Annotated in this window: 14 protein-coding genes; 7 read left to right on the top strand and 7 right to left on the bottom strand. The window is 56.1% G+C overall.

Annotation, left to right across the window (positions count from 1 at the left end):
* Window positions 1-604: 604 nt before the first annotated feature.
* Window positions 605-3304 carry a bifunctional [glutamate--ammonia ligase]-adenylyl-L-tyrosine phosphorylase/[glutamate--ammonia-ligase] adenylyltransferase gene (gene glnE / locus JDW22_RS10420; RefSeq protein ID WP_200523001.1) on the bottom strand — a complete coding sequence of 900 codons (2700 nt, stop codon included), beginning with the start codon at window positions 3302-3304 and terminating at the stop codon, window positions 605-607.
* Between the two features lie 347 nt (window positions 3305-3651).
* Between glnE and JDW22_RS10415 the strand changes: the two genes are divergently transcribed.
* Entirely contained in the window at window positions 3652-3858 is a 207-nt protein-coding gene (locus JDW22_RS10415; protein WP_200523000.1) for a hypothetical protein, read from the top strand.
* Window positions 3859-3863: 5 nt separating this feature from the next.
* The gene (aat, locus tag JDW22_RS10410; RefSeq protein ID WP_407929585.1) at window positions 3864-4811 is read left to right on the top strand and encodes a leucyl/phenylalanyl-tRNA--protein transferase; all 948 of its coding nucleotides are present in this window, start codon (window positions 3864-3866) and stop codon (window positions 4809-4811) included.
* 99 nt (window positions 4812-4910) lie between these two features.
* On the opposite strand, the gene JDW22_RS10405 is transcribed toward aat, so the two are convergent.
* Window positions 4911-5708 carry an inositol monophosphatase family protein gene (locus JDW22_RS10405; protein ID WP_200522999.1) on the bottom strand — a complete coding sequence of 266 codons (798 nt, stop codon included), beginning with the start codon at window positions 5706-5708 and terminating at the stop codon, window positions 4911-4913.
* Window positions 5709-5866: 158 nt separating this feature from the next.
* On the opposite strand from JDW22_RS10405, the gene rarD reads away from it, so the two are divergent.
* Window positions 5867-6772, top strand: a complete 906-nt coding sequence (rarD, locus tag JDW22_RS10400) for an EamA family transporter RarD (protein ID WP_003797562.1) — start codon at window positions 5867-5869, stop codon at window positions 6770-6772.
* A 190-nt stretch (window positions 6773-6962) separates the two neighbouring features.
* Here the strand turns inward: rarD and JDW22_RS10395 are convergent, their stop codons facing one another.
* Window positions 6963-8354 carry a DHA2 family efflux MFS transporter permease subunit gene (locus tag JDW22_RS10395; protein ID WP_200522998.1) on the bottom strand — a complete coding sequence of 464 codons (1392 nt, stop codon included), beginning with the start codon at window positions 8352-8354 and terminating at the stop codon, window positions 6963-6965.
* Between the two features lie 269 nt (window positions 8355-8623).
* Here JDW22_RS10395 and JDW22_RS14005 point away from each other — a divergent pair, with 269 nt between their 5' ends.
* On the top strand, window positions 8624-8758 hold the full coding sequence (locus JDW22_RS14005) for a hypothetical protein (RefSeq protein ID WP_268884238.1): 135 nt from the start codon (window positions 8624-8626) through the stop codon (window positions 8756-8758).
* Window positions 8751-8918 carry a hypothetical protein gene (locus tag JDW22_RS10390; RefSeq protein WP_200522997.1) on the top strand — a complete coding sequence of 56 codons (168 nt, stop codon included), beginning with the start codon at window positions 8751-8753 and terminating at the stop codon, window positions 8916-8918. The genes JDW22_RS14005 and JDW22_RS10390 overlap by 8 nt, the downstream gene beginning before the upstream one ends.
* 79 nt (window positions 8919-8997) lie before the next feature.
* Here the strand turns inward: JDW22_RS10390 and hemW are convergent, their stop codons facing one another.
* From hemW to JDW22_RS10370, 4 genes are all read right to left on the bottom strand, one after another.
* Complete coding sequence (gene hemW, locus JDW22_RS10385; RefSeq protein ID WP_200522996.1) at window positions 8998-10176, bottom strand: radical SAM family heme chaperone HemW; 1179 nt, start codon at window positions 10174-10176, stop codon at window positions 8998-9000.
* Window positions 10177-10285: 109 nt separating this feature from the next.
* Window positions 10286-10741 carry a DUF441 domain-containing protein gene (locus JDW22_RS10380; protein WP_200522995.1) on the bottom strand — a complete coding sequence of 152 codons (456 nt, stop codon included), beginning with the start codon at window positions 10739-10741 and terminating at the stop codon, window positions 10286-10288.
* Window positions 10742-10854: 113 nt separating this feature from the next.
* Complete coding sequence (truA, locus tag JDW22_RS10375) at window positions 10855-11637, bottom strand: tRNA pseudouridine(38-40) synthase TruA (RefSeq protein ID WP_200522994.1); 783 nt, start codon at window positions 11635-11637, stop codon at window positions 10855-10857.
* A gap of 66 nt (window positions 11638-11703) precedes the next feature.
* Window positions 11704-12105 (bottom strand): helix-turn-helix domain-containing protein, encoded by a 402-nt coding sequence (locus tag JDW22_RS10370; protein ID WP_200522993.1) that lies wholly within the window; start codon window positions 12103-12105, stop codon window positions 11704-11706.
* Window positions 12106-12237: 132 nt separating this feature from the next.
* Between JDW22_RS10370 and JDW22_RS10365 the strand changes: the two genes are divergently transcribed.
* Both JDW22_RS10365 and JDW22_RS10360 read left to right on the top strand, forming a co-directional pair.
* Window positions 12238-12573: a zinc ribbon domain-containing protein gene (locus tag JDW22_RS10365; protein WP_200522992.1), complete on the top strand. Its 336-nt coding sequence runs from the start codon at window positions 12238-12240 to the stop codon at window positions 12571-12573.
* The gene (locus tag JDW22_RS10360; protein WP_200522991.1) at window positions 12574-13200 is read left to right on the top strand and encodes a hypothetical protein; all 627 of its coding nucleotides are present in this window, start codon (window positions 12574-12576) and stop codon (window positions 13198-13200) included.
* Window positions 13201-13204 lie beyond the last annotated feature (4 nt).

Raw genomic sequence — 13204 nt, 5'->3', positions numbered from 1 at the left:
GATGCAGCCTGAAATCTGAATATGGAGCGGCGGCGGAGGCTCGTTGCCCAATGGCAGTTCAATAGGATTTTATGGGTTGGAACGATGCCGCCGCGCTATGGGTGGTACTGCGGTTTGCAAAGGTTTCAGGCTGCCTTGGGTGTGGTTGATGAGGCAGCCTGAAAAGCGTGACGGGGGCGATTATCGCATAGTTTTGGGGCGGGGCTGGCGCGCGGTGGTTTGAGGCAGCCTGAAAACCCAATTTAGCGAAGCCAATATACTGTTCATTGTGCTTCGGCTAACATTTGTGATGCATTTGCCTTTGCGCCTTATCGCGGCGCGGGCGACTTACTTTCTTTGCTTCGCCAAAGAAAGTAAGCAAAGAAAGGCGACCCCGACGTGCAGGTTCGCTGCGCGAACTTCCCTCACTGCGCATCCTTTTTTCGGCGCGTGCAGACTAGCCGTGCTGCGCACGTCGTCGGACAAGCGCACGCTTGTTCCCGAAAAAAGGATGTTCCGTTCGGCTGGACGTATGGGAGGGGCAGCAGCATCAAACAGTTGTGAAGCGTTAGGCAGCCTGAAAATAGGAGGATGGTTTCAGGCTGCCTTCTGCATAGAAAACAAATTAAACCGCCTCCCCAAACACCGCCGCCCACAGCGTTTTCACCGCTTGATAATCGGCGAGCAGGGCTTCGTTTACGGCGGCGCGGGCAAGGTCGCGCAGTTTTTTGTTGTGTTGGATTTGGCGGTAGCGGCGGTAGGCGTTTTGGGCGGCAGTGGCTTGGGCGGGGGGGATAAAGCCGCGTTGCGCTGCCATGCCCAGCAGGGCGATGTTGCCGTAGTTTTCTAGCAGCTCGGGGGCTTCATGGCTGTGGGCCAGCACGAGGTATTGCACGATAAATTCTACGTCCACTACGCCGCCGCGTGCGTATTTGACGTTTTGGTTGTCGGCGGGGTGGCTGGCGGCGATTTTTTGGCGCATGGCGAGGATGTCGCTTTTCAGGCTGCCTATGTTGCGCGGTTGGGCGATGATTTGGCGGCGCAGTTGTTCAAATTGTGCGCCGAGCTCTGCGCTGCCGCAGATGTAGCGGGCACGGGTGAGCGATTGATGTTCCCATGTCCATGCGTTTTGCTGCTGGTATTGGGTGTAGGCGGCGAGGCTGTGGACCAGGAAGCCGCTGTCGCCGTTGGGGCGCAGGCGCAGGTCCAGTTCGTAAAGGCTGCCTGCGCCTGTGCTGCTGGATAACCATGTGGTCAGGCGGCGGGCGAGTTTGGTGTAGAGGCTGGCGGCTTCGGGGTGGGGGTCGTCATACAGATACACGAGGTCTAGGTCGGAGGTGTAGCCGAGTTCTTTGCCGCCGAGCTTGCCGTAGCCGATGATGATGAATTGCGGGTCGGGGCGGTGGATTTTGGGGATGCTGTGCCATGCGTGGTGCAGGGTTTGGCGCAGGATGATGTCGGCAAGGCGCGAGAGTTCGTCGCTCAGGGCTTCGACTGTCCACTGTCCGGCGAGGTCTTGCACCAACAGGCGGAAGGTTTGCGCGTGTTGGAAGCGGCGCAGGGTGTCCATTTTGCTTTCGGTGTCGTCTTGGGCGTTTAAGCTGCCTGAAAGTTCGTTTTCTAACGCTGCCCAGTCTAAGGGCTGCATCAGTTGGGCAGATAGGAGTTCGTCTAACAAAATGGGGTGTTGGCGCAGGTATTCGGCTGCCCACGCGCTTTGCGACATCAGCTCGGCGACTTGGTTGAGCGCGGCGGGGTATTGCTGCAAAAAGGCGAGGTAGGCGGAGCGGCGGCTGACGGTGTCGAGAAAGTCCAGCAGGCGCAGCAGCGTGGCATCGGGGTTGGGGCGGCGGGCGGCGGCTTCTATCATGCGGGGGACGATGGCATCAAAGCGCGGCTGGGCTTGGGCGGAGAGTTGGCGGTATTTGCTGCCTTGGCGGATGTGGGCAAGGCGTTCGGCGATGCGGGCGCTGTCGGTGTAGCCCAGCGCGGCTAGCTCGTTTTGGCTGCGCCGAAATTCGCCGCGCCCGTTTTCAGGCTGCCGATTGGGGGCGGCGTTGTCCCACAGCTCGGCAAGCGGGTGTTGCGCTTCGCTGTCGGGCTGCTCGGGCGGGTTGAGGATTTGGTTGAACTGTTGGTTTACAAAATCGCGTTGGGTTTTCAGGCTGCCTGAAAAGGCGGCGTAGTCGGCAAAGCCCATGCTGATGGCGAGTTGGGTTTGCTGTTCGGGATCGTCGGGCAGGGTTTGGGTTTGCTGGTCGTCCCAGTATTGCAGGCGGTGTTCCACGTCGCGCAGGAAGCGGTAGGCGGCGAGCAGTCGGGCGACGGTGTCTTCGGGCAGGATGCCCAGCTCGCCCAGTTTCGCCAGCGTCTCTTGCGTGCCTTTCAATTGCAGGCCGGGGTTTTGCCCGCCGCGTATCATTTGGAAGATTTGGGCGATGAATTCGATTTCGCGGATGCCGCCCGCGCCGAGCTTGATGTTGTGTTCCATGCCGCGTTTTTGCACTTCTTGCTTGATTTGGCGGTGCAGCGCGCGCATGGCGTGGTAGGCGTTGTAGTCCAAATATTTGCGGAACACGAAGGGGCGCACCAGCGCGGCGATGTCGTTGGCATGGGGCGTTACGATGCGGGCTTTGCACCATGCGTAGCGTTCCCATTCGCGCCCTTGGGTGATGAGGTATTGCTCCAGCGCGGTTTCGCTGGCCACCAGCGCGCCGCTGTCGCCGTCGGGGCGCAGGCGCATATCCACGCGGAACACTTGCCCGTCGGCGGTGATGTCGCCCAACAGGGCGATGAGTTTTTGCCCCACTTTGGTGAAGAATTCTTGGTTGCTGCGCTCGCGCTTGCCGTTGGTGTCGCCGCTTTCGGGATAGGTAAAGATGAGATCAAGGTCGGATGAGACGTTTAATTCGTAGCCGCCTGCTTTGCCCATGGTGATAACGGTGAGATGCTGCTCGGCGCCTGTGTGCCGCCCGATGGGTGTGCCGTAGAGGGCTTGATAGTGGGCGTGGGCGTAGTCCAGCGCGGTGTTGATGGCGAAGTCGGCGAATTGGGTGATGGTACGGGTTACTTCGGCGAGGGGGGATTGGCGGTTGATGTCGCGCGCGATGATGTGGGCGAGCACATGGCGGCGCAGGACGCGGAGTTGGCGGGCGATTTCGGCTTCGTTGCCCTCGGCTTGCAGCTGTTGCCAGTGGGCAAATTGGGCGTAATCGTCGGGCGTGAGCGGGCGCGGCAGCCATTGGGCGAGCAAATCAAGATTGAGCGTTTGGTTGGCGAGCTGGCGTTGCAGCCAGAGGGAGAACGGGGCGGCGGTGTGGAGCATGGCGATTGCGGCTGGGGAATGGGGAGAATGCGCGGATTTTAGCAGTTTCAGGGGATCGTTAGGCAGGCTGAAAGCGAAATATGGCGCGGTGGTGGCTTGTTGCCAAAGGGGGGATGCAATAGGGTTTTGCTGGTGTGCTATTGTGGGTTTCAGGTTGCCTTTGGTTTGGTAAGGCAGCCTGAAAATACCAAACTGCTTGGCGTTTTAATAAACAATTGTTTGCTGGATAGATTGCGTTTTAGGCTGCCTTATCGTGTGAATAGAGGCAGCCTGAAATTTAAAATGGAGCGGCGGCGGCTCGTCGCCAAATAGCTTATTAAACAGGGTATTACTGATTTACCAAAATAATGTCGGCGAGCCGCCGACGTTCCAGCGGTTGCAGATTTGGCAACGGTTTCAGCCTGAAACGCTACAATGGCGCGTTGGCGGCTCGCCGACATCTTGCCAACCCACAGCACGCCATTCATCCCCACTTGGCAATCAGCCGCCTTTGCCACGCCATTTTCAGGCTGCCTTTGAAACGATTAAAGCAGCCTGAAACGCCACAATGGTAGAGGCAATGTTGCCCACCCTACGCGCTTTTGTTTTACTGATAAGGCAGCCTGAAAATCAAGCTATTCAAAAAAACCGTTTGGCTCCACACCAAACGGCTTTGCTTTTTCAGGCTGCCGCAGGAGCTTCGCCAAGGTTTTCAGGCTGCCTATCCATCCTAAGGCAGCCTGAAAACGTTAAAATGCAGCCTGAAAACCATTATTCCACCCCAACGCCAACCATGCCCAACCCCATCCCCTTTATTTCCGCCGTCCGCCCCGTTTTCCCCGAATATTCCCCCGCGCACGACAAGCACGACGGCTTGGTCTGCGTCAGCGACGCGCTCACGCCTGAAATGCTGTTGGCGGCGTACCGTAAGGGCGTTTTCCCGTGGTTCAGCGAGCACGGCTTGTTTTACTGGTTTGCGCAGCATCCCCGCGCCGTGCTGTTGCCCGAGCGGCTGCACATCGGGCGTTCGCTCGCCAAAACCCTGCGCCGCAAAAGCTACCGCGTCAGCGTGAACGCCTGCTTTGCCGAAGTGATTGCCGCCTGCGCGCAAATCCCCCGCGCCGAGCAGGGCGGCACTTGGATTACGCCCGATTTTCAAGCTGCCTACACCGCGCTGCACCGCTTGGGACACGCGCACAGCTTTGAATGCTGGCTGCCCGACGCGGCGGGGCGGTGGCATCTGGCGGGCGGGCTGTACGGCGTGCAAATCGGCAGCGTGTTTTACGGCGAATCCATGTTTGCCCGCCGCGCCGATGCGTCCAAAATCGCCTTTGCCTGCGCCGTGCCGTTTCTGGCGCGCTGCGGCATCCGCCTGATTGACTGCCAGCAGGACACGGCGCATTTGGCGCGTTTCGGCTCGCAGTTGATGCCGTTTGAGGCGTTTCGGGCGCAGTTGGGCGAGTGGAACGAGGTGGCGTTGGCGCGGGAGATTGGGCGCGGGGTGGCGGCGGAGAATGAGGCAGCCTGAAATAGGTTGCTGCATGGTTGGCGATAACGGATTTCAGGCTGCCCTACGCGAGATAAGGCAGCCTGAAAACATGTTTGCACGATGGCGGCGGATAAGGCGTTAAACGTGCGCGCCAATAATCCGCAGCATCTGCGCCAGCACTTTGGGGTTCGCCGCCACAATGTCGCCCGTTTCCAGCCAAGTCTGCTCGCCGTGCATATCGGTAACGATGCCGCCCGCTTCTTGCACAATCAACGCGCCTGCGGCAATGTCCCACGGTTTTAAGTTGAACTCAAAAAAGCCGTCCACGCGCCCAGCGGCGAGGGCGCATAAATCCAGCGATGCTGCGCCTTCGCGGCGTGCGCCTGCAGTTTTTTCAATAAAGGCTTTTAAAATAGCAAGATAGGTGTCCAGCATGGATTGCTCTACCACGGGAAAGCCTGTGCCAATCAAGCATTGACTTAGCTCCACGCGGCTGGATACGCGGATACGGCGGTCGTTGAGCAATGCGCCGTTGCCGCGCGAGGCGGTAAACAGTTCGTTGCGCTCGGGCGCGTAAACAAGGGCTTCTTTTAACACGCCTTTTTCTAAAAGCGCGATGCTGACGGCGTATTGCGGATGCCCGTGCAGATAGTTGGTGGTGCCATCCAGCGGGTCAATAATCCATTCAAATTCGGCGCGCTCGTTGCCCAATACGCCCGCTTCTTCCGACAAAATGCGGTGGTGCGGATAGGCTTCCTGCAAGGTTTCGATGATGATGGCTTCGGATTGGCGGTCCACTTCGGAAACGAAATCGTTAAACGCTTTGTTGTCGACGCGGATGCTGGAAAGATTGTTGCTGGCGCGCAGCATCATGTCGCCTGCCTTGCGGGCGGCTTTGAATGCAACGTTGAGCGCGGGGTTGAGTTGTTGGGCCATGGGGTTTCCTATTGAGATGATGAGGCAGCCTGAAAACGGTTTCAGGCTGCCGCATTTAGTGAAATCAGTTAAAGAGCGAAGCGCGGATTATACGGATTTTGCCGCTTTACGGCTATCGCCGCGCAGGCGTACCATTGCGCTTTTTTGGCGATTTGGCTATGTCTCTATCCACCTTATCCGAACAACGCAAAGGCATCTGGCTGGCATTGGCTTGCTACGGCATTTGGGGCTTGTTCCCCCTGTTTTGGTATCCGCTCAACCATTCCGCCATGCCTGCGGAACAAATTTTGGCGCAACGCATTGTGTGGTCCAGCGTGTTTGCGTTGGCGCTGCTGCTGGCGTTTTCGCAGGGCAGGGCGTTGGTTGTCGCGTTCAGGCAGCCCAAAGTTCTGGCGATGTTTGCGCTGTCGTCGCTGCTGATTGCGGCAAACTGGCTGATTTATCTTTGGGCGATTGTGCACCATCATGTGGTGGAAGCGAGCTTGGGCTACTTTATCAACCCGCTGTTTAACGTGCTGCTGGGCTTTGTGCTGTTTAAAGAGCGGCTTAATGCGTGGCAAATCGCCGCCATCGCGCTGGCATTGGCGGGCATCGCTTGGCTGGCGGTGCCTGCGGGGCAAATCCCGTGGATTTCGCTGTTTCTGGCGTTTTCGTTCGGGTTTTACGGCGCGGTGCGCAAGCTCGCGCCCATGCCGCCGCTGGCGGGGCTCACGCTGGAAACGTTGATGCTGCTGCCGTTTGCGCTGGGCTATTTGGCATGGTGCGGCATGCAAAACACGCTGGTGTTCGGCGAGCTGACGCCGTTGCAAAAAACCGTGCTGTTCGCATCGGGCGCCGCCACCACGCTGCCGCTGCTTGCCTTTGCCGCCGCCGCCAAGCGGATTACGCTGTCGCTGCTGGGCATTTTGCAAAATTTGTCGCCCACCGCGCAGCTGCTGCTGGGGCTGGCGTTTGGCGAGCAATTGAGCGGGGCGCGGCTGATCGGCTACGGCTTGGTGTGGCTGGGCGTGCTGGTGTTTTTGTATGGCGTTGGGTTGCAGATGAAACGGGAAAAGGCAGCCTGAAAACGGGGGATGCGGTTTCAGGCTGCCGTTGTATGGTTTGGGGCGTGTGCGGCTGGTTGGAACTGATGATGGCGCGTTGGCAACGAACGCCGACGTTCCCTATGGTTGTTGGCAAAGGCAGCCTGAAAACGAGCAAATGGCGAGAAACCCGCTTCGCTCGTTTTCAGGCTGCCTTGGTTTGCATCCCCGCCTACCGCTCAATCAAATTTTCGCCATCCAGCCGATGCAATCGCGCGAAAATCAAACCTGAAAACAAGGTAAAGCCGCCAATCGCCAAAAACGTGCAGCGAAACGCGGTTTGCACGTTGCCCGAAACAGCGGGCAGCGTGGAAAAATAATGCAGCAATGCCGCGCTAATCGCCGTGCCAAAGCCCACGGCAAGCTGCTGGTTTACCGACATCAAGCTGGTGCCGCTGGCGGCTTGATAGGGGCGCACATCCGCCAGCGTGATGGTGTTCATGCCCGTAAACTGGATGGAGTTGCACGCGCCCAAAAGCAGCAGCAGCGGCGTAAGCAGCCAAAGCGGCGTGCTGGCGGAGGGCAGCGCGAGCAGCATAATCATCGCGCCGATGATGACAGTGTTGCTCATCAGCATTTTGCGGTAGCCAAAGCGCGTAACCAGCGGTTTCACCAGCGATTTGGCGAAAATAGATGCGGCGGCAATCGGGGCTAACGCCCAGCCTGACACGGTGGCGCTGTGCCCAAAGCCCACTTGCAGCAGCAGGGGCAGAATAAACGGCAGCGAACTCATGCCTATACGCCCCGACAGGTTGCCCAGCAGCCCCAAGCGGTAGGTGCGGACTTTGAGCAGGTTTTTGTCGTACAACGGCGCATCGGTACGCTTGGCGTGCCACACATAGCCCGCCAGCGAGGCGATGCCCAGCAGTATCAGGCTGCCCGCCAGCCATGCTTCATCGGCGCGTTGCAGCGTTTCCACCGCCACGCTCAGCCCCACCGCGCCCATGCCGAATAGCAGAAACCCCGCCAAATCAAACTGGCGCGGCGCGGCAACGGGCGGGAAAACGGGCATGATTTTGAGCGTGAGATACGCCGCCGCCAGCCCCACGGGCAGGTTAATCAAAAAAATCCAATGCCAAGAAGCGTATTCCACCAAGTAGCCGCCCACAATCGGGCCAATAATCGGGCCGATGAGCGCGGGCATCACCACATAATTCATCATGTTAATCAACTGGGTTTTGTCGTAGGCGCGCACCATCACCAAGCGCGGCACGGGGGTCATCATCGCGCCGCCAATGCCTTGCACCACGCGTGCGGCAACCAGCAACGGCAAGTTGGCGGCGGCGGCGCACAGGGCGGAGCCGAGCACAAAAACCAGCATCGCGCCAAAAAACACTTGGCGGATGCCGAAACGGTCGCTCAACCAGCCGCTTAACGGCATCAGCAGGGCAAGCGTGAGCGCGTAGGAAACCACGGCAGATTGCATTTGCAGCGGCGATTCGTGCAGGTCGGCTGCCATGGTGGGCAGCGCGGTGTTGAGCACGGTGGCGTCCAGCATGTGCATAAAGACGGCGGTGGCAAGGAGCAAGGGGAGAAGGCGGTGGTGATTGGGTTGGGTGGTCATGGTGGGGTTTTTTTGGGGGGTGGGTTTAGGCAGCCTGAAAAGTGGGGTGGGATGGAAATGGGCTTTGGGGTGTGAATGGATGGCGTAAATGGGGTTGGGTTGGGCGGAATGGCGTTTCAGGCTGCCTTGTAAACACGGCTAATTTTTTCCAGAGCAGGCGTTTCGCCGCCTACCACGAGCAGGGGCAAGCCCCTGCACCCCGTGTAGTATCAACCATTGCTACACGCTGCAATCTTTGCAAAGTCTCAGAGGCAGCCTGAAAACCTAAAATGGCAGCTAAAAAACGTTTGAGCTTCGCCGAAACGCGCTGCGCTCGTTTTCAGGCTGCCTTTGTTTACCGTATCAACAGCCAATGGAGCGTCGGCGGCTCGCCAACATTTTGGCAAACAAAGCGCAATGCCTAATTCAACGCGCGATTTGGCGACGAGCCGTCGTCGCTCCATTTGTGTCGCGCTAAACGACGTTTCAGGCTGCCTTAATCTGCGCCATTGTGTTTACAACAATCGTTTGTGCCAATCGTTTAACCAAAGTCGCCCGCATGAAATAGGCAGCCTGAAAATCTAAATACCGCATTTAAAAAACGTTTTAGCTTCGCAGAAACTCGTTTCGCTCGTTTTCAGGCTGCCCTAACCCGCCACCCTGTTCACAAAAACAACTCAATCAAATCATTCAAAAACCGCTGCCCCAGCGGGGTAGGGCGGAAATACAGCGGGTTGCCATCCAGCAGCCCTTTTTGTTGTGCGGTTTGGATGGCGCGGCTGATTTGCGCGGCGTTGATGCCTGTGCGCTCGGGCAAAAATGCGCTGGGCACGCCGTCTATCAGGCGCAGGGCGTTCATCATAAATTCGCCTGCCAAATCTTGCGCGGCAATGGGGGCGCGGCGGATGGCGTTTTCAGGCTGCGTTTGCATGGCGGCAAGGTATTCGCTGGGGTGGCGGCTGCGGCTGGTGCGTTCTATGTGGCTGTGGTAGCTGATTTTGCCGTGCGCGCCTGCGCCGATGCCGATGTAGTCGCCAAATTGCCAGTAGTTTAGGTTGTGCCGCGCGCGTTGGCTGGGGGCGGTGGCAAAGGCGCTGGTTTCGTATTGGGCATAACCTGCGGTGGCTAGGGCGGCGTGTACGGTGTCTTCTATGTCTTGGGCGGTTTCGCTGTCGGGGATGCCTTGCGGCGGGGTATGCCCGAATGGGGTGTTGGGTTCTAACGTGAGATGATATGCGCTGATGTGGCTTGTGCCGTGGGCGATGGCGGCTTGCGCGTCGGCTTGGGCTTCATCGGCGGTTTGGTGGGGCAGGGCATACATGATGTCTATGTTTACCCGCTCAAAAATTTGCACGGCGGCGGCGATGGCGGCGTGCGCTTCGGCGGCGTTGTGGATGCGCCCGATGGCGGCAAGGTGGGCATCGTTGAAACTTTGCACACCGATGGATAGGCGGTTGATGCCTGCTTCTTTGAAGCCATGGAATTTTTCGCGCTCAAAGGTGCTGGGGTTGGCTTCTAGTGTGATTTCGGCTTCGGGCTGGATTTTCACGCGAGCACGGATGCCCGATAGCAAATCGTCAATCGCTTCTGCGCTGAACACGCTGGGCGTGCCGCCGCCGATGAAGATGGTTTCAATCGGTCGCCCCCAGATGTGCGGCAGCTCGGTTTCTAGGTCGGTAATCAGGGCTTGGATGTAACTGCGCTCGTCTAGCGTGGTTTTGATTTTGTGGGAATTGAAATCGCAATAGGGGCATTTTTGGATGCACCACGGGATGTGGATGTAGAGCGAGAGCGGTGGAAGCGATGTGAGCGGAGTGGGTTGGAATAGGGGGGTGAGTTGCATGATGGGTGAGATGTGAGTTGGGGGCTTGGCAGAAGTTGGCGAACGCGTTTTCAGGCTGCCTTAATGCGCGGCGGCTAAGGCAGCCTGAAAATGGTTTGGCTTGCAAGCCCTAAGTTTTATGGAAAAAAATCAACGACAGCAAGCCGCCCGCAATCAAAGGCCCAACGGGCACGCCGTTGAAAAAGGTTACGCCGATAACTGTGCCCACCAGCAAGCCGATGATGAGATTGGGCTGCGACTGCATCACGCCGATGCCGCGCCCCGCCAGCCATGCGACAAAAATGCCTGTGAACACGGCAACAAGCAGTTTAAGGTCAAACAATTGCGCCACAGGCGGCAGTTGCACCTTGCCCGATACCAGCGGCGAGAGAATGCCGATAGTTAAAATCAAAATGCCCAAGCTAATCAACGGGCGGTCGGCTTGCGGCAAATAGCGCATCAGCACGGTTTGTTGCACCACCAGCAACACGCTGGCAGAAATCCAAATTGCGCCGTTTTTGCTGTAATAGCCCAGCGCGATAAAAACAATCAGCAAGATGCTAACGGGGTTGAATGTCCAGTTCATGTTTTCAGGCTGCCTGAAAGGGGAAAGGGCGATTGTAAACCGATTTGCGGGGCGGGGTTATCGGGATGGCGATAAGGCAGCCTGAAAACCCATTTTGCATAGATAAAACCACTTCACAACCATTCAGGCATTTCAGGCTGCCTAATCCCCCATTTCTCAGGGTAATCCACGCCCGTGAAATACAAGCCATCCGCCATAAAGGTGGGCGGCGCGGTTAAGCGGCTTTGCGCGGCAAACATCTCGGCAAACTCGCCCACCGCCAGCCGCCCGCAGCCCACATACACCAACGCGCCCACAATATTGCGCACCATGTGATGCAAAAACGCATTGGCGTGAAAATCGATTTTAATCAGACTGGGGCAGCCTGAAAACGCCAGCGCATACACCGTTTTCACCGGCGATTTGGCTTGGCATTCGGCGGCGCGAAAGCTGGAAAAATCGTGTTCACCCAACAGCAGCGCAGCCGCTTCACGCATGGCGGCAACATCAAGCGGATAGTGCGTCCAGCCCGCCCGCCCCACCAGCAACGGCGAGCGCACGGATGCCGATTGCAACAAATAGCGATAACGCCGCCCGCACGCATCAAAGCGCGCGTGAAAATCGGGCGCAACCGCTTGGGCATGCAACACCGCGATGCCATCGGGCAAATGCGCGTTCACGCCGCGCACCCAAGCCGTGAGCGGGCGCGTGACGTGACTGTCAAAATGGACAACCTGCGCCGTGGCGTGCACGCCTGTGTCGGTGCGCCCTGCGGCGGTGATGGCAATGGGTTCGCCCGCAATTTGTGTGAGCGCGTGTTCCAGCGCGGTTTGGATGGTGGGGATGCCAGCGGCTTGCTTTTGGAAGCCGAAAAAGGCGCTGCCGTTGTAGGATAGGGTGAGAGCGTAGCGAGTCATGGTTGAGCTTTATTAAAATGATTTTCAGGCTGCCTTAGCAAATCAAGGCAGCCTGAAAACTGGTGTTCAATCGTTCATTTTTTGCTGCAACAGTTCCAACATCATTTTAAACGTTGCTAGTTCGCTTTCTTTTTGGGCTAACAGTTCGTCTTTGTGTTGGATAACTAGTTTCAGTTTTTCAATTTCGGCATTCAATATATCGGCAGATGAGTTATTGTAGTTCGTATTATGTTGCTGGTTTTCATCGCCAATCTGGAAAAACAGGTTTTGTTTTTCGTTCGCAATCAAATCCACCACATCAAGCTGGAAAATAGCGGCGATGCGTTGCAACTTGCTTAAATCCAAGCGTGTTTCGCCACGCTCAAACCGCGCATAAGTATTGGTGGACATTTGCATTTTCTCTGCCATTTCTTCTTGCGACCAATGATTAAATTCGCGCAATGTTCGGATTTTATCGTTAATATTCATTAGCCTAATTCCATAAAACAAGGGCTTGTCCAGCCCAAAAAATGATGAGTTATCCACCGTTTTTTGATGTGGATTGGTAAAGGTTGCGCCTATATTATCAAGCTTTCGTTAATTTAGTTAAAGGGATTTGATATGGCATTAATTAACTGCCCAGAGTGCGACCATCAAGTAAGTGATCAAGCGTTTAAATGTCCGTCTTGTGGTTCACAACTTCGCAAAGCAAAACGTTCGTTTATGGGAAAACTGATTAAATGGACGTTTATTTTATTTAATTTATTGATGTTGTGGTGGATGATTGGCGGAATAGGCGCAGGCAGTGAAGCGATTAGCAGCGCGAATTCTGATGCGCAGCAAGCTGGTGCGGCAATCGGAACGGGCATTGGCATGATAATGATTGGGGGAATTTGGCTAGTGGGTGATGTGGTACTGGGGTTGTTGGTGTTGTTTACACGTCCAAAGGCGAATTAAATGAACACGGCTTCTCGTTGGATAAATAGCATCATTAAAGCGTGCGGTGTAGTGTTTTTACTGATGATTTTGATTGTGTTATTAGGCGAATGTAGCAGTAGAACAAAAAAATCATCTCAACAGGCAACGAATCAATCAACCAGTAATACACCCACTAAGCAAACCCAATCAATAGCACCAAAGCAGCCTGAAAGCAAATGGAAATATTCAGAAAGCCAAGACAAAATGCGCGGGACAGTCAGCCATTTTGCGATGTTAATATCAGACACCAAAGCGGATGTAGGCTCAATTGGTAGGGCACGTGTAGCATTGAATTTGCGTTCAGGGGACAAATACGGTAATGATGTTTTCTTTACGGTGGACGGCGGCGTATTTCATTGTTCAATCATGGATAGCTGCACAATCAACGTGCAGTTTGATAATGGGATAATAGAAAATTTGTCTGTAGTGGAAGGCGAAGCAACATTGGGCGATACGTTGTTTCTTGCAGATGAAAAGACCACCGTTTCTCGTTTTGCTACGCAACTTAAACACAGTAAATTGTTGCGTGTAGAATTTGAATTTGTTAATCATGGCAGAGAACAATTTGAGTTTGATACACGCCAGTTGAATTGGTCTTATTTTTGATAAT

The sequence above is a fragment of the Kingella bonacorsii genome (genome assembly GCF_016623605.1).
Taxonomy (GTDB): domain Bacteria; phylum Pseudomonadota; class Gammaproteobacteria; order Burkholderiales; family Neisseriaceae; genus Kingella_B; species Kingella_B oralis.
The sequence above is the reverse complement of the archived record's forward strand: the minus strand, read 5'-3'. Positions and strand labels throughout refer to the sequence as shown.